Origin of the sequence: Calothrix sp. 336/3 (genome assembly GCF_000734895.2) — a bacterium.
Classification (GTDB): domain Bacteria; phylum Cyanobacteriota; class Cyanobacteriia; order Cyanobacteriales; family Nostocaceae; genus 336-3.
The window spans coordinates 1816063-1834424 of the sequence record NZ_CP011382.1; the positions used below are offsets into that span (position 1 = coordinate 1816063).

13 protein-coding genes are annotated in these 18362 nt (G+C 37.6%); all 13 read right to left on the bottom strand.

Translation table 11 applies throughout. The annotated features are described in order from the left end of the window. Positions 1–65: 65 nt before the first annotated feature. Complete coding sequence (locus IJ00_RS07300; protein WP_035151504.1) at positions 66–923, bottom strand: glycosyltransferase family 2 protein; 858 nt, start codon at positions 921–923, stop codon at positions 66–68. A gap of 324 nt (positions 924–1247) precedes the next feature. Continuing rightward, positions 1248–2507, bottom strand: a complete 1260-nt coding sequence (locus tag IJ00_RS07305; protein ID WP_035151509.1) for an O-antigen ligase — start codon at positions 2505–2507, stop codon at positions 1248–1250. Between the two features lie 130 nt (positions 2508–2637). Beyond that, entirely contained in the window at positions 2638–3900 is a 1263-nt protein-coding gene (locus IJ00_RS07310; RefSeq protein ID WP_035151512.1) for a glycosyltransferase family 4 protein, read from the bottom strand. A 6-nt stretch (positions 3901–3906) separates the two neighbouring features. Continuing rightward, positions 3907–4866 (bottom strand): hemolytic protein HlpA, encoded by a 960-nt coding sequence (locus IJ00_RS07315; protein ID WP_035151515.1) that lies wholly within the window; start codon positions 4864–4866, stop codon positions 3907–3909. Beyond that, positions 4863–6122 (bottom strand): glycosyltransferase family 4 protein, encoded by a 1260-nt coding sequence (locus IJ00_RS07320; protein ID WP_035151517.1) that lies wholly within the window; start codon positions 6120–6122, stop codon positions 4863–4865. Before IJ00_RS07320 ends, IJ00_RS07315 begins: the two co-directional genes overlap by 4 nt. A gap of 325 nt (positions 6123–6447) precedes the next feature. Continuing rightward, complete coding sequence (locus tag IJ00_RS07325; protein ID WP_201782672.1) at positions 6448–7650, bottom strand: hypothetical protein; 1203 nt, start codon at positions 7648–7650, stop codon at positions 6448–6450. Further along, positions 7641–8978 carry a flippase gene (locus tag IJ00_RS07330; RefSeq protein ID WP_035151521.1) on the bottom strand — a complete coding sequence of 446 codons (1338 nt, stop codon included), beginning with the start codon at positions 8976–8978 and terminating at the stop codon, positions 7641–7643. The genes IJ00_RS07325 and IJ00_RS07330 overlap by 10 nt, the downstream gene beginning before the upstream one ends. A gap of 515 nt (positions 8979–9493) precedes the next feature. After that, positions 9494–11716 (bottom strand): polysaccharide biosynthesis tyrosine autokinase, encoded by a 2223-nt coding sequence (locus tag IJ00_RS07340; RefSeq protein ID WP_035151527.1) that lies wholly within the window; start codon positions 11714–11716, stop codon positions 9494–9496. Between the two features lie 1397 nt (positions 11717–13113). After that, positions 13114–14598 (bottom strand): Asp-tRNA(Asn)/Glu-tRNA(Gln) amidotransferase subunit GatB, encoded by a 1485-nt coding sequence (gatB, locus tag IJ00_RS07345; RefSeq protein WP_035151528.1) that lies wholly within the window; start codon positions 14596–14598, stop codon positions 13114–13116. Positions 14599–14765: 167 nt separating this feature from the next. Next, positions 14766–15491 (bottom strand): phytochelatin synthase family protein, encoded by a 726-nt coding sequence (locus tag IJ00_RS07350; RefSeq protein ID WP_035158595.1) that lies wholly within the window; start codon positions 15489–15491, stop codon positions 14766–14768. Between the two features lie 246 nt (positions 15492–15737). Beyond that, positions 15738–16301 carry a tetratricopeptide repeat protein gene (locus IJ00_RS07355; protein WP_035158598.1) on the bottom strand — a complete coding sequence of 188 codons (564 nt, stop codon included), beginning with the start codon at positions 16299–16301 and terminating at the stop codon, positions 15738–15740. A 100-nt stretch (positions 16302–16401) separates the two neighbouring features. After that, a complete protein-coding gene (locus IJ00_RS07360; RefSeq protein WP_046814745.1) occupies positions 16402–17244 on the bottom strand; it encodes a tetratricopeptide repeat protein in 843 nt (280 codons plus the stop codon). Between the two features lie 100 nt (positions 17245–17344). After that, positions 17345–18259, bottom strand: a complete 915-nt coding sequence (locus IJ00_RS07365; RefSeq protein ID WP_035158601.1) for a 3'-5' exonuclease — start codon at positions 18257–18259, stop codon at positions 17345–17347. Positions 18260–18362 lie beyond the last annotated feature (103 nt).

Consider the following 18362-nt stretch of genomic DNA (forward strand, 5'->3'; position numbering starts at 1 on the left):
AATTACAAGAATGTAAAATCACAAATCATATGAGGATATTTCTCTTGGAATTTATACTCGTACTATTAAATTTTCACTGTTTTTAGAGTCAGTCTGGCGTAGGGAAGTAACCAGTAAATCATCCAAAAAGCTCCCGCATGACGATGGCAAAATACTTTCCATTCTTTGATAGGTAAGCCTCTAGGTTGATTGATTTTTTCCCATCGTTCTTTGAGACTCAGAGATAAATCATCCCACGCTTGCTGACGTAAAGGGTTATACTCACAAGTTCCTATATATCCAGAAGCTATCCATATATTACCACCTTGTTTTTGCACTCTTAGACCATAGTCAACATCCCCTGTACTATGGCTAAAAGATGCATCTAAATTACCGACAGCCTTCGCTACTTCTTGAGGAATAAGAACACAGTTACCATTCATTGTTAAACAAGGTTTTATTCCTTCTTCTGGCTCAATAGGGCGAAACTTCAAAGGATGCCACCAGCTTTGTTTTTCCATACCTCCGTAGGTAAATACACCCGTTTTTATATCTTGGGTAGAACCTACAACTACTGAGTGACGATGTCCTTGATGAATTAATTTTTTGGAGGCTTGAAACAAAGTTTCTAAAGCATTTTTATAAAGTAATGTATCATCATTTAACCACAGATAATAATCATAATTAGATTTCATCGCTTCAGCAAAAGCCAGTCGCATCCCTCTATTCCAGAAGAGATTACCGTTACCTAATAATACTTTCACTTGTGGATAATGATGACGTATGGCATCTCCTGTACCATCGCTACTACCATCATCTACTAAATAAACTTGTGTTTGGATATTGAATGTAGTTTCTTGTCGGAATAATGCCTCTAAACAAGCTAAAGTCTTGGCTCGTCGATTATGACAAGTCATGAGTACAGCTAGACGTTTTATTTCCATAATATTCCTTTTGTTTAATCGAGGCTAAATTCTTCTAAATTTACTTTTCCTAAATCTTCTGGTTTCACAAATCGAGAGTGAATACCATCAGGTAAAGTATATGTTGGATTGTATATTTTATTGTAAATCATAAAATATGATTCTGTTTTTGATAATTAATTGAAGTCTTTATGTTTGGACATTCAAAGACAGAAACGATAACGTTTGAGTACTTAGGATATAAAGAGCATTCAAATACATGAAAAATCAACTTACTCCTTGTGAATATTTGGATATATCGAATATAAAAAAGCAGATTTTTCTGTTAAGAATCTTTAGAGAACACTAAAATGATAATGCTATTGATTTTTGCATGAATTCTATTCGCTTCAACTCTACAGCAGAAGAAAGTACAATTGAAATATAAATAACCCAATAAATACCATTTGTAGGCAATATGATTAGCCCTTCTGCCATATTTGCCACAAAATAAAATTCCAGAAAAATCAACATCCAAAAGTACTCTATTTTTCGAGTCAATACTATTAGTTTAATTATGCGCATGACTACACTGAAGAAATGTAAGATAAAGACACAGAATCCAATCATGCCTAATTGTAAAAAGATATCTAAAAAACCATTATGAGCATGAAATATAATTTCACCACTAGCAAATTTTTCATCTAAGCCAGCCCATGTATTCATAATCACTTGATTACCATAACTGGATGTCCAAAATGCATTATATCCATAGCCCCAAAATGGTCTTTGTATACCTTGTAGTATTGATAGTTCCCAGATAGGAGTACGACCATTAAGTTCTAAATTTTTTCCTAGGATATCGACTACTATGGTTTCTAGATTCACAGCTAGTAAGGTAGCGATACTACTGCCAACTAGTAGGGCTATAAGTAGGGAAAATGCTCTGGCTTTTTTCTGCTGGATAACTTTATATAAAGGAAGTAAAGAGATGAGTAAGACCAGAGATATTAGAGCAGTTTTGCTTTGAGAGAGGATAATAAGAGCAACTGCTAATATCAATCCTGCAATATTTATGAATCGACGATGAGATTTATCCAACAATAGAACTAAAAAGATGGAGGCAGTAAAACTCATAAAACGTCCTAAATTTTGTTTATGAGCAAAAATTCCTTGCCATGCTCCAGTACTCGTAATAGTGCTGTCAATTGCTAGAGATGGCAAGCTCAAACAAGCGATAATACTTAAAATAGCAGCGATCGCCGTCACCCAGCACAGTAAACGCAAGATTTCTCTTGGCGTGTATTGGGTAGATAAATATATACCAAACAATGTAGAACGTAATGCGGCTCGAATATGCATAAAAGTATCCGAGGGACTGACAGACCATAAAATGGAAATCACCGCCAATCCAACAAATATTAATAGGGACATGTCCCTTGTAGCAACGTAGGCAAATCTCGGCAAACGGCGCAGAATCAAGAAAATTACTAATGCATAGGTCAGGATATTAACAAAAGATGAATTCAGTAATGGAATCCATGTAGCTTCAGCAATCAATAACAATAATCCGACAATGTATATCTCTATATTGTTAAAGAACAGATTGATTGATTTATTATTCAAGATTTATACCTTGATGTTTTCAGAATAACTCAAGTTTCGGCTCAAAGGGTAAAAATGCTGATTTACAAAGTGAATTACCAGATTTAAATATCTCAAATTCGTGAAAAATTATGATATTCTAAGGAATTATTTACCCTTGGGATGATTTGTAATCTAGGATTTGCTGGAAGAGAGACTCGTATCTTTTTGATTGCAACTCTAAACTGAATTCCTGCTCTACTTTGAGTCTGGCATTTTGTGAAAGAATCTGATGTCTGGCTTTTTCTTCTAAAACCCAAGTGATTCCTTTGGCTAAATCATCGATTTCAAATATTTGAGCCAAATAACCATTTTTTTTATGGTCTATAATATCGTTTAATCCAGTGGTATTGAAAGCAACAACTGGTGTTCCACAGGCTAAAGATTCGGAGGCAGTTTGTCCGAAAGATTCTTGAATTGATGGAACTAGCATTAAGTCTGCTGCTGAATAGACTAGAGCTAGAGATAAATCATCACTTAATTGCCCCAAATAATGGCTTTTAAAACCGAGTGGTGGGGGTTTTTCTGGTAATGATGCACCGAAAATTACAATTTCTAGCTTATCTTCCCATCCAGACTTGCTCACCTTTTGCAGAGCTGGTTGTAGAAGGTGAAATCCTTTATTTTTATCACTTGTTGCATTCATTGCTCCAAAGAGAATCAACTGTTTATCTTGAGGTAATTTGAGTATCTCTCGTGCTATCTGAGGATTAATCGGTCGATATACCTGAGTATTTAAGCCATGGGGTACAACTTGAATAGGAAAATCTCGAAGCAAAGAGCTGGATTGAGCGCATCCTGCTAACCAACGACTGGGTGTAACAATTGTAAGATTGAGATTTTTCCAAGCTTTTGACTTACGTTGCCATACCCAACGGGATAAGTCTAGTTCTTTTTGGCTACCTAGTTGGGGACAGACACCACAGGATTGGGTGTAGCGATCGCAACTCCAACTAGTATGACATCCCCCAGTAAATGCCCACATATCATGAAGAGTCCATACCAGGGGATACTTGAGCCTAGCCATAGTCTCTATCTGCATATATGCAGCATTTATCCAGTGTAAGTTAATTATGTCGGGAGCCAGATTGTCAACTTGGGATACAATTTTGTCTGGCAACCATTGCAAAGAAAATAAACTTTCACGAGGTTGACGATATATTTTTAACGGCAAACTATCAAATGTCAGTTTTGCCTTGGCTATTCCCTGGGAAAGATTCATCTTTGGTGCATATATATTTTTGTCACCACTTGATTTTTCCTTGACCAACATCTGGGAATTGATATTAATATTTTGCAATCCCTGGTGTAAGCGATAGGCAGCGCGAGCAGCACCACCTTTAGTATCAGAGGTGCTAATGTGTAATACTTTCATAAGAATTTACTTGTGAATTGAATTTTCAGTTTTTATTAGTACTTTCTGTAACCTCTTGCTAATTATCTTTTTAATATCTCGCTTCACCATATCTATGGGTTTGCCACCATCATAAACGTGTCTTTGCTGGAATCTGTCAGCTTGACTGTCTGCAATGATAAAAGGTGGGTGTTTCAGGGGAAATTCCATCATCTCTGTAGGCTGATTTTCATAGGGATTGTCCTGCCTATCCAGAAAGTGAGTAGAGTCAGCGCCAAAACCAATATTGGAAACTAAGTTCACATTGGGAATAACAGTTAAATAACTTTGTAAAAAACAAGCAAATGTCCACTGGTAATCCCATGTATAACCACAAGGATTGCTATACATCTCATCAAATATATCTGACCAATATTTAACTGTCCAAAAATCTGGAAATATGTTGTTTAAACATCCTTGGGCTTTAAATTCGGGCCAAAGTTTCATATATTGGTCATAATTTTGCCAAGAACGCTTCCACGTCGCCCAACCCCAAGAACCATTATAGCGGGAGAAATAATAGCTGTAATCAGTTTTTTTTCTCTCCAAAAAACCATTTTGTGCCGCAATCAATCCTACACGACTATCATCTCTGTATCTCTCTAGCAGTTCTTCACAAAAGGGAAAAAATGTAGGGTGAGGTACGCAATCATCTTCAATAATAATTGCTTCTTCCACTTGTTCAAAAACCCAATCTAAACCACTAGGAAGACGTGTTGCACAACCGAGATTAGTATCGGAGTAATGTTTCATAACTTCGCAATCCCAATCTACCTGGTCAATAATGGCACGGGTCGCAGCACATTTTTCTGGTTCATCTGGGCGATCGCTACGCGGTCCATCGGCGACTACAAATAGTTTTTCTGGTTTCGCTTGGCGGATAGCATCTAAAACCTTGGCAGTCGTATGTGGTCTTTTAAAAATTACAAATACTACAGGTGTTTTCATGATTTATTTCCTGTTATGATAGCTTCGTCAAATAATGATAAATATCTGTTAGCTTGAATTTCGATAGTAAACTTTTTCTCAATTGTTTCACGAGCGTTTACAGATAGCTTTTTGCTTCTTTCTTGATTTTCTAAAATCCAAATTATTCCTGCTGCTAAATCATGGGTATTATATGGAGATGCTAAGTATCCATTCTGTTCGTGTTCAATCATATCCCCTATTCCACCTATATCAAATGCTGCACAAGGAGTACCACACGATAAAGCTTCCATGATTGTATTCGGTAAATTGTCTTCCACTGAAGGCAGAACAAACACATCTGCTGCGGAATACACTAAAGATAAGGAGACGTTATCATTAAAAGACCCAAGGTAGTGAATGGGTAAACCAAAATCGGGTGGATTTTGTGGTTTTGATGCACCAAACACAACTAAATCAATTTTATCTTTCCAAGAAGATTGATTTATTTGATGCAGGGCGGGCTGTAATAAATGAAATCCTTTACGTTGACTATTTGTCGCTTCTAGAGAGCCAAACAAAATTAACTGTCTATCTTGGGGTAAGTTTAAGATTTCTCGTGCAAATTGTTTCTTAATCGGTTGATACTTTTGAATATCTATGCCGTTAGGAATCACTTCAACTCTCATGTTTTTTAACAGAGAACTAGAACTAACACATTTAGCGAGCCAATTACTCGGTGAAATTATAGTCAGACTCAAATTATTCCATGCTTTGGCTTTACGTTGCCATACCCAACTAGATAAGTCATTAGTGTGTGGACTATTAAGTTCAGGACAACTATTACAAGATGTTTGATAAAGATTGCAGTCTCCACTGTAGTGACATCCTCCAGTAAAAGCCCACATATCATGCAGAGTCCAAAAAACAGGTTGTCTGAATTTTGCTATTGTTTCTATCTGAATCAATCCACTATTAATCCAATGTAGATTGATAATATCCGGTTTAATTTTATTAATCTGATGATTTATATCATCTGGCAACCATTGTAGAGAAAAAATATTTTTTTTTCGTTGATTGTAAGCCTTTAATGGTAAAGAATCTAGAGTAATTCTTGCTTTAGCTATCCCTTGTAACAAATTGATTTCTGGAGCTAGTATACTTTTTTCATCACTACTTTTTTCCTGCACCAACATTTGTGAATTAGCACCTATATGTTGTAGACCTTTATGCAAGCGGTAGGCAGCGCGTGCAGCGCCTCCGTTTAAATCATAGGTATTAATCAGAAGTGCTTTCATTAAAGTTATACCAGTTAAATATATAGAAATTTGCTGTAATCAATATATAGTAAATTAAGTACTATCTCTTGAGTTTTGAGTGAGCGAGTAACGCACAAGCCGCTTATCAATATGCGCTTCCCTCTTGCCAACATAGCCTAAGGACCATTGAAAACATCAAGTATTAATCCTATTAATTATTAAAGTTAAGTGGCTCTACTTTTTACAAAGAGTGAAGTCTCTTTTTGAGATATTCTCATTTTGTATTAATATTCCTTGGACAATCATAGGTAATCATAATTACCCCATATCTTATCTTGGAAATGCCTATAAACTTTCCAAAAAGTCAATTTTTTATGCCTTTTTTGGCAGCAGTCATCAGTGAAATAAATTCTGAGTAGTCAATAATCATGGATTTAATAATATCTACCAACTGTTTTAGTGAAATCCCATCTGGCAAGTAACGATATCGAAATCCAGCAATTCTTTCATCTTGTTCTGCATACAGAATATCTTGGGCAAAATTTCCCCATCTATCCTTCGGCATAATATCAATTGTCATGCCAGCATGACCTGAAGGTAAAAGCATATTAGAACCATGTATACCAATCACTAGACGACTATCACTGTATATTTGACAAATTTTTATTTCAGATTTATCATCAAATTTTTCAACTCTCTCATCTCTTATCCAACTAGGAAATATAGTATTCTTGCCCAATCCTGTAACTACAAATTTAGCCTCCGGTATCATTAAACTAATTCTTTGAAAAAGATTTCTTATTTTCCAATTCTGAAACCAATAAGCGAGAGATTTTAATCCAGTCTTTTTCAATCCTCTAGCTATTAATGAATTTATCCATAGGCGATCTTCACGCCAAATAAAACTAACTATTACATCCTCTTTCTGAAAATCATGTTTAGGGATTCTTGTAAATCTACTAATATTGAACTCTTGAGGATGAGAATATGCTTTACTCACATAGACTTCCTGAAAACGCTCCATTTCCTGAGAAACAAACTGATGAAAAGATGAATAATGTTTTTGGGAATTTCCTAACTTGATATCTACAGTCCAAATTTCTGACACACCATCAGGAACCAGCCATCTCATAAATTTGGGTACAATAACAATCAAGCCATAATCAGAATCATTGTCTATATGGCTTTGAGCGTTTAAGAGTTTAAGTAAACAGTGTCCATAAAGAAAGTCTATACAATTTAAGATGATTACACGCTCAGAAGATTTAAATATCTCTTTCGTAATATTAATTTTATCTTCAATGGGGTTTTTTAATGAATTCAATAGTGCTTGACTCAGCCATTCACTTCCAAAGTATTGGTTTTTCTCTAAATCAATCTGATTATTTAGTACCGTTGCATGACCAACCTTTAAATCATCAATTATTTTGGCATGACATTGGGTACATTCTGTCTCGATACAGATGTGCATACCTTGCCATAATATACTCAAGGGTTCTAAATCACCCTGACAGTGGGGACATTGTGAATTTTGATGAATATATGGTTTTATTTGAACTATCGACATAAACGCAAAATCCTCAAAGCTGCATTATATAAATTTAATGACTGTAAAATCCAAGCCCCGACTGGCTTTAAGTCACTGATAATATAATTGGGAATAACTGTAACAGCAAAATATGTAATTAAAGTGGCAAATGTTGCTCCAACAGCTTGATACTTAGGTATTAAATATAGGTTAAGTGCGATATTCAATGCAGCACCAGCTATGCTGAAATATAGGGAGTAATGTAGCTTGTTTTCTATTGTTAAAAATGAGCTTCTAGCTACACCTAAATTTGAAGAAAATTGTCCAAATACATATATTGATAATATGCTTGCGGCAGGAGCATAATATGCTCCATAAAGAAGAGTAACTATCCAGTAGGAACACAAACAGATGGGGACTGCAATGATTACCCATAAAAGGAGCATAATATCGAAATATATCTGCATCTTTTCTGTATAGTCATCGCCACTAGCTTTTACTTGTGAGAGTTTTGGAAGGAGAGATGATGCAACTATTACAGGGAGAAAGTCAAAAATTTCTGCTAACTTGACTGCTACAGAGTAAAAACCTAGCTGGGACTTATCACTCAGTAAAGAACCCAGCATAATTTGATCGGTTTTTGAGTAAGCATAGATTGCCAATCCTGAAATGATTAGAGGAAAACTCTCCTTTAGTAACTCTTTTGCTCTTTGCCAGTTGAAATTCCATGCACTGAAATATTGTTTTTGAGAGATATAAACGATTGCCATACCAACTGCACATAGAGCCAATTCTGCGAATCGTGCCCAAGCAAAGGCAGTTAGTGGTGCTTGTATTTGTACCAAAACAAATCTAATGGCACAAACTACTACATACGCTGTTTGTTTAGAGAAAACAACATATTTAGAAGAGATTTGTGATTGGAACCAAAAATCAATAGTATCAAAGGCTTGGAACATTGTTGCTGCGGCAATAATTCCTACAAGCCAATGGGTTAATTTATCATTTGGGTCTAGTACATAGACTAAAATAATAGATGCGAGCAGAGTTAATAAAGCACCTATTATATGTAAACCAAAGGTAGTTCCTAAAGTCTCATTTTTCCTTGATGGCTCGCAAGCCATATCTCTAACAACAATGGTATTTAGTCCCATATTGACAATTGGGCTAAACATTCCTACTAGAGAAAGCACATAATTATAAGTACCAAATTGAACTGGTCCTAGATATCGTGCAACTAATATGCCAATAAAAAGTCCCAATCCCATTTGTAGAATTCTGTCGCTTAATAACCAACTAGTGTTACTCAGAATTTTTTGAACATCTGGGCTGAACCTTTGAGTAATGGAAGTTAATTTATCAAGCATTATCTATTAAATGAATTTGTATATTACTGAAATGATGATTTACAATCTTGTCAAAAACGATAAAAGCCTATAGACAAGCTTTTTTGAAAAACTTCTGCTTTATTTGTCTGAGTAAATTGTTTTTTTAAATTCTCGCCACAAATACGTTTTAATTTTCCACGTATTTAGAATACATTTAGATTTGAAATTTTGTGACGTAATCCAAACATTCACATTAAAGGATTATTGAGACCCAAATTCATATTTATAATCATAGTTTCCTCGTCCTAAATCGTATATTTTAAATCCTTTTTCAATAGCATTGGTAGAAAAGCTATATAGGATTCCTGGTCATCTAATTTGACAGCTAATACTATCCATGAACTATCTTTAGCTTCTAGCCACCCGCTTATCCAATCCCAGGAGGAAAAAATATGGCAATTTGGGTCAGCATTATAAACTGTATTCCAGTTAGATTTTATTTTCTCTACCGGCTCAAATTCTGTGATGGCAATGCATTGCATAGGCTGGGTAAACTACTTTTCTAATGTCTGATTGTTTTTAGCGTTCAAATTTACTTCTTGGGTGGAATAGTTCCGAACCAATCCTGAAGGTATGGGTTCTTTGGAGTAATAAAAATAGCTGTCTGGCTCGTGCTTAACATTAACTCCATTGAGTACCATTCCTAATACTCGCTGATGGGATTGTTGGAGGAATTCTTTGCTGGCTTGGGCGCTGCCTAAATCTAGAACTTCTGGACGAACAACCAGGAGAATACCATCAGCTAGTTTGCCCAGAACCGCAGCGTCAGCAATTCCCACTAGAGGTGGAGTATCAAAGATGATACAGTCAAATTCCTGGGCAAAATTGATAACTAAGGACTCCATACCTTGGGAGTCAAGTAAGGCAACGGGATTGGGGGGCAAGACTCCAGAGGTAATCACAAACAGGTTGGGCATGACTTCTCGCATCAGGGTATTAAAAGGAACTTGGTCAACAATGATGTTGCTTAGTCCTTTAGCGTTAGTGATTCCCCAAATATGGTGTTGGATGGGGTGACGCATATCTGCATCAATCAGGAGAACTTTCCGTCCTACTTGTGCCATAGCGACAGCGAGGTTTGCCGAGACTTCGGATTTGCCTTCTTTGGGAATGGAACTTGTGACTGCGATCGCCTTAATGCGTCTATCAGAAAGAAACTTTAAGTTGGCTTGCAGCATTTGATAAACTTCATCCATGGGAAAGCTCGGTACATCCCGACCAATCACCCTGGGTATCTGTCTATCTATCTCCGTTGTCCCAGAACTAGATTTGCTGCTACGATTCATTTGTGGAATCACTCCCAGAAGGGTATAGCCGAAAATTTCCTTGGCTTGCTTGACATTTTTTACCGATTGATCAAGCAAATCCAGAGCTAAGGCAGCAATAATTCCTACTAAAAGACCGAAAAATCCTGCCCCACCCAGAATCAGAAGTTTGCGAGAATTGCCTGGTTTATCTGGTACTAATGCCGTAGAAATAATCCGCGCATTACCCATATTCTGATTTTCGGCAACATGAATCTCCTGCAATCTGGTTAACAGAGTTTCGTAGGTTGTTTGAGAAGCTTTTAATCGCCGTTCTAATTCTCGTTGGGTTTGGGCTAGCTTGGGCAAAGCATTGGCACGTTCTCTATATTTCGCCCAAGTACTTTTTTGTTTGGCTAGCTTCCGCTCTAGAACAACACGTTCTCTTTCCGTTTTGACGATATCTGCAATTAATTCATAGCGCACATCCCCTATCTGGAGGTTTTGAATGGAAAGCTTGGTAGATTCACCTGCCACTTGCTTAATGCGTTGTTGCAGTAACTTTTTCAGGGAAGCAATTTGTTCTTGCAAGTTCACCAGAGTTGGGTGTCCGGGAAGATAACGATTTTGCTCCACAGCTAGCTTTGTTTCTGCTTCTCGCAATTGAGTCAACATCTGCTGTGTTCTTGGCTCTTTACTTAACTCCGTCAGAGTAACTGCTTGCCATGTGTCAATTTTGGCTTGAGAGCGCAATTTATCGAGTTGAGCATTAACTTCAGTCAACTTAATTTCTGCCTGAGCAATTTCATCCTCTAAACTAGAAATCATTTTGACTGCGTTGCTTTCTTGCTCCTGGAGAATAATAATCTTGTTGCGTTCTTGGAATTGCCGGAAAGCAGATTCTGCTGCCCTGACAGAGCTTTCAGAAATAGGTAATTGACTAATGATAAATTTGCGAGCAGATTCGGCTTCTGCACGGTTGGCACGAATATTTTCTGTGATGTAATTATCCATCACTTGATTCACAACGTTTGCTGCTAATTGTGCGTTCTCATGGGTAAAGGAAATTTGCATAACTTCACTACCCTTGACAACTTCTACCTTAATGTTCTTTGTCAAATCTTCTATAGTTAGTGGTTTCCCTTGATTATCTTTAAGGTCTAGGGAACGAATAGTTTTTTGAATAACTGGTACTGATGCAACTATCTTGGCTTGGGTTTCAACTGGGTTATTGGTTTGAGTTAAAGATTCTAATCTTCCTATATCTCCTCCTAATCCGGTGAGGGAAGAAGTCCGATTGGTTCTAATTAAAATACTCCCCTGGGCTTTATATGTGGGTTTAATTGACAGAACATAGCCAAATGCCATAGTTAAAGCTATGCCCACAATTCCCAAAGTTGGCAGCCAGCGTCTTTGCAAAATTAGCCAATATTTAGTTAAGTCTATTTCTTCTATATGTTCGGGATTACTCATAAATTAAGTTAAATTAATTATGTATGTAGGATGAATATTAAGTGCCGATAAAAGCGTCCCTAGCCTTTACAGCAAGTGCTTTATAGCTTGCTTCATAAGTTATGTGTTTCAGAATAGCGAAAATAATTTTATTATTATGTGTTTGCTCCTTCTCCACAAACATCAGGGTAAGCATAATTAAAAAATACAGTTATTAGACATGAAAAATAACCTGGAAATCAAATGATTCCAAGATACTAATATTCTGGCTTCAGACCACCGATGAAATTACTTGCAAATCAGTAATTTTAGTGGAAAGCTTAGAGGGACTGAGATCGTGAAGACCATCGAAGCCCGACTCCAAAAAACAATCAGAAATATGCAGTTGTAAATATATCTATCTAGTATTTAAGTCTTGGGACAATATCTCGAATTCAGAAATGACGTGAGCATTGGATAAATCTAAATCAGCAGGTGCATGACAATATTTCAATGTTTCAGGAAATTTCAGTTAGACATTACCAATATCTGAATATATTCCTATACAAAATTGATTGATGGGCTTAAGGAAATTGCTAAATGTTCTGCTTTCGTTAGAGCTTTTGATTCATTGCATTGGTTTGTATAAAATCTACACAATGATTATTACAACATTCTAATTTACTTGGCAAGGAGTAAAAATAAATAAAATCATATTGCTTTTTTTAGACAAAATTAAATATTACTTGCAGGCAGCAAAAAAATACTTACAAGCTTCCGTAATTTAATCTCGTCAAAATAAGTAAAAACAAACACATATATTGAAGATATTCAAAACTCTAAATATTAATGTTTTGCGACAGAATAATTATTTTTCTTAATCTATGGATAAATAAAAACTAGGCTATTGGGCGATCGCCTACTACAAAGGATGATTTTAGCTTGATACCTGATTTATATCTGCTTGATATCTGCTACTAGTAAAAAGAATGATGATTTTGACGTTGATTAAACTTACCTGACTAACCTCCCATACTTAGTCATCAATAGTTTCTGTTCTGACACGATCTGAGAGATAAAAACAGAAAAGGAATAGTATCAGTGAAAAAATTAGATACTTAAAAGCCACTAGTAATGATAATTAAAACAAATGCTTTTATTTACCTTAATCAGCAAAAGGTATACATAGTCTGCACTGTGCATTCTCTATGTCAAGGCAACTGGGAAACTATGTAAAAAAATAGAGAGCTACTTGGGCAGCTCTCCAGATCATCAGGGTGCATCTACTTAACATAGTATAGCACTATAGGCGTGAGGGGTAACACCCATTATTCAATTATTTTTTGTAAAGTTTTGGTAAAGAAGTTGGAAGTCATAGTCTAGAGGATAGGGAAAGGGAATAGATATCCAGGCAAAAGGAACCGCCCCAACTCATTGACTTATACAGATTCCCCATTCAACTTCTTCTCAACTAACTGATTTGTCAGCTTCGGATCAGCACGTTTGTTGGTTTTCTTCAGCACTTGCCCCACAAAGAACCCTTTCAAATTGGTATTACCACCACGATATTTTTCTAATTCCTTGGGATTGGCAGCAATTACTTCATCGACGATGGGTTCCAAAACCGCAGGATCGGAAATTAATTCTTGACCTGCAAAAGCTTTTTCTGGGGTAACGCCATTCAACAAATCTGGTAATTTTTCCTTTGCTTGGGCATTACTAATTTTACCACCTTCGATGCGGGTAATCACCTCCGCCAAATTAGCCGCAGTCAAACCAATTTCAGTAATGCTGAGTTTTTGCTTATTCAAATAAGCTGCAATATCCTGGGTAATCCAGTTAGCGGCAGTTTTGGCAGTTGCACCGCTTGCCACGACTGCTTCAAAATATTCCGCGACAGCACGCTCATCAGTTAACACCCGTGCATCATAGGCAGAAAGTCCAAATGTTTCTTCATAGCGATGACGTTTTTCGGCGGGTAACTCTGGTATTTGACTTTTCCACTCACTTAATTGAGTATCGGAAACTTCAATGGGAGCAAGATCAGGTTCTGGAAAGTAACGATAATCACTAGAACCTTCCTTGACTCGCATACTGATAGTACGTTGGGAACCTTCTTCCCAAAGTCGGGTTTCTTGGATTATCCTTTCACCTGCTTCCACCGCAGCGATTTGCCGTTCAATTTCATATTCAATGGCTTTTTGAATGGCAGTGAAGGAGTTCATATTTTTGATTTCTACCTTCGTACCAAATTCTTTTTGTCCAACGGGACGTACAGAGATATTCACGTCACAACGGAGGGAACCTTCTTGCATATTCCCATCACTCACACCCAAGTAAAGCATAATTCGCCGTAATTCTTGGGCATATTCTGCCGCTTCTTGTCCGGTGCGTAAATCTGGTTCGGAAACAATTTCTACTAGGGGAATACCAGCACGGTTGTAATCTACTAGGGAGTAGGTGGAACCAGATAATCTGTCACTACCTGCGTGAACTAATTTTCCGGCATCTTCTTCCATATGTAGACGGGTGACACCAATTCTTTTGCGTACTGGGTTGCCATCCTTATCTACCAATTCAATTTCTAACCAACCATGTTCCGCAATGGGTAAGTCAAATTGAGAAATTTGGTAGTTTTTCGGTAAGTCGGGGTAAAAATATTGTTTACGGTCAAATTTACTATACTTGGCAATTTGGCAATTTAAAGCTAAACCTGCTTTGACAGCATATTCCAGAACTTTCTCATTGAGTACTGGTAAAACCCCAGGTAATCCCATGCATACCGGGTCAATGTTAGTATTGGGGTCAGCGCCGAAAGCGGTGGAACTGGCGGAGAAAATTTTCGTGTTAGTACTGAGCTGGCAATGGGTTTCTAAACCAATAATGGCTTCGTATTCAGTTTTTACAGGTGTAGCAGTTGTCATAAAATTTCAAATGAAAGCTGATATTGCGTCCCAGGGTACTATTGTAGACTGGCGTGCGGGATTTTGGACGTATGCAAGTATCGGCTTTGGAGGTTCAGCACTCAAGTGACTGAGTTTCCCGCATACCGGAGGTTTTTATGAACTTGAGAGAGTAGGGTATTTGATAACTATTTACCAACGACAACAAACCCGCGTGTTTTCCCAGAGGTGGAGTCTGTGGTATTCATTGCTTGCCAGAGTTCTGTGGTTTTCACCCAAATGGGGGGATACTTATAACGAGATACATCGAGGATGAGAAATCTATCTGTTTTTTCATTGTAAGCGGCAATGGGTGAGATATGTCCGCCTGTTTCCTGACCAATGGTTTTACGCAGGTAGTTGACGAGAATAAAGTTATTTTTTTGCTTTAAGTTGGCTGTTGCTAAGGTGCGAAATTTCTCTAGGGATGAGTTTTGGGTATGATAGACTTCGACTTTGACGGGATAGGTTGCCAATAAACCACCTAACTGACTCAGAGTCATACCTTGGCGAGAGACAACTTCTTTGGTGATAACTTCTTTAGTTTTGGTGTTACTAAAAAAATTATCTTGGGTCAACATTCTATAAGATTTATATTGATTTGCTTCGGGTGCGGTGATTTCGAGTGCATTTAACACCATGACAATACTAGCAACACCACAGTAGGCAAGGTTGTCTTGGGTGACGAAGTGCATTGTGAGGGGGAAAAAATCTTCCCGTGATTTGCTGTCAATTAGGAGTTTTTCTCCGACTGTGGAATTAAAGCTAATTAAGTTGGCGGGTAATTTTAGTGTCTGAGCTAAGGATAGGGTGGGGATAAATATTGGTGTCGCCAGAATTAAAGATTGCAGAGATATTTTTAGTAAGCTGTTCATATCGTTTGTATGAATCATGCAAATGCTGGATTAAATTTTTTTCGTAGGAGCTTCAGTCCCCTATGATATAGCATTATGTGATTGTGTTAATTAACTCCCTGTATCTGATTCTGATAAAGGGGCGATCGCCACTACAGCTAACTGTACTTAGACTATGGTTCGTGAATACAGGGGATAAAGTTAACCTGGGTTTTGCTGTCAACCCTTGATGATAGCTATGTCCCGATTACCATCCCCTAGTACCCATTACCTTTTTAATATTACCCCGCGTAATTCATCTAGCTGGGGATTGCGAGGATCGATATTAGCGGCTTGATCGTATGCCCATTTGGCATTCACATATTCACCTAGACGTACTAAGATGGTTGCTAAACCGACGTAGGCGTTAGCATTGCCGCGATTTGCTTGGATGGCTCGACGGTAAGCGTCCTTGGCTCCTTGATAGTCACCGAGATTACCACTGATGTAACCGATGGCATAGTGGAAGTCGCTGTTATTGGGATTGAGGGCAGATGCACGACGGAATGCAGATAGGGCAGCTGGAAAATTGTTCTGTTGTACATAGGCATAACCAATACCCGAATGAATCGAGGCGTTTCTCGGTTCTAGGTTGGCTGCTTGTTGGTAGACGGCGATCGCCCCATTGAAATCACCGCTATCTACTAACCTGCGTCCCTCATCTAACAACTGTTTTACGTAATCGTTCGTTTTTTGGGCTACTACTACTTCCCCGTAAACTACGGAAGGTACAGATATAAAAACGCTACTTAGCAGGAGAACACACACAACATTACGTGCTTGAGTATACACAGGAATTACCCAAATGAATAAATAGGTTTATTAAGTCTTTTCAGGCAGACTCAATTTTATCCGTAGTTATTGGGGAATTGGCAGGGCAAATTGGCACATTTTATTGCCCTAATTCTTGAATGTTGTTCTGAACTTGCTGATATAGCTGTTTATTGCCTTGTTTTTGGAAAATATTAGCGGCTTTTTGCAAATCGGCTTTTGCCCCTTGTTTGTCTCCCTTGGCGGCGCGGGTATTTCCCCGGTTATTGTAGGCAGCAGCAAAGTTGGGAGCTAAACGAATGGCTTGGTTATAATCGGCGATCGCCCCGTCTCTATCACCTTGAGCGGCACGGGCGTTCCCGCGATTATTGTATGCTACCGCATATTTAGGATTAAAGCGAATCGCCTGGTCATAGTCTTCGAGGGCAGCATTTCTGTCACCTTGGGCGGCGCGAGCATTACCACGATTATTAAAAGCTTCGGCGTAGTTGGGAGCCAGACGAATTGCCTCGTTATAGTCTGTCATTGCCCCTGATTTATCACCTTGGGCGGCGCGAGCATTACCGCGATTATTGTAGGCTTGAGCGTATTGGGGATTGAGGTTGAGAGCTTCGTCATAGTCTGCGATCGCGGCTTTTCTGTCTCCTAGATCAAAATTTACTAATCCCCGTCCATTGTAAGCTTGGGCGTATTTTTCATTGAGACTGATGGCTTTGGTATAGGCAGCGATCGCCCCTCGTAAATCTCCACGAATATGTTTATACTGTCCTTGTGCGTAAAAATCCTTAGCTTTTGAGGGTTTGGCTGTAGGACTTTTTTCCGGCTTGACACCGATTTCTGTGACTAAAACATCTTTATTGTTGTTACAGGCAACTGTCACCGTGGCAACTATAACAGTCATTGTTGCGAGACTGAAGGCTTTCCCTGGATTAATGAAGTTTTGCTTGAATAAATTCCGTTTCATATCTGAACTAATAAATTATAGAAAGCCTTTGTTACCCACCCACAGAGGATAAAGCTAGAGATTGTTGACAATTCAATCATAATCTAACTTCGCTTATTTTTTAGATATCCTGATTATCCTGATGATTTTTTGTTAATGCCCAGACATCGCTGGTGGATTTTTCGATTGGCAGTTGGTCAATATTTTCACCTAATTCCTGTTGCATTTTCTGCGTCAATGTCAAGGGAAAATCAAACTTTATTTCTTGAGATTTAATAAAATTAGCTAAATCACTGATAGAGACTTTCAGGGTAGTTCTATGAGATTTTTTGAGTTTAAAATCAGGAGTTTGAAAAATATTTTGAGCTTGCATCGCCTGTTTGATTCGTTCTTTTAAATGCTCATATTCGGAATTTATTAAATTATATTCATGCTCCAATTGTTGATATCGGGCTGTTAAAACGTCTATATTTTCTGTATGGGGTTCAGGATGAATCTGCGCTGTGATGGTTAATAACTTTTTGTGAATTTGTGCCAGATATATACAATCTAATAAAGCGTATTCTATTTGCTCATCACTCAGAGGACGTTTTCCCCAATCGCTGCTTTGTTCTTGTTTGTCAATTTGGAAAAATTCACAGAGATGGGTAGCTAGGGTTTTGAGTTGATAATTGGCAACTGGTAGAAGATAATAGGGAATTTTTTTAGCTAATTCTAGGGTACAAGTAATATTTACTCCTTGCTTGCCACCCAGAAATTTTAAATCATAGTTAGCATTATGAAAGACTTTTTCAATGCTAGGATTGACCATGATTTCTCTGATAAATATTTCCCTCCCTTGAGGATTATCTAAGACATCTAAAATAAATGCGCGATCGCCACTCATATCCTCAGGCTCATCTAATACTTGAATCAGGGATAATTGGGGATTTTTTGTCTGAAAATTAGCAACTTCTGTGTCAATCCAAAGAATCTGCTTTTGAGATATTTCTCTAATTAATGATTGAATTTCTGAAGTAGAAGTTAAATAGGGCATGATTCCATACAGTTTAGCGACTAAAAACCATCGACAAGAAATATTACTGGAGTTATTGACAAATGCAATCACTTATCCTTAACTCTCGGAATTCCTCTCATCG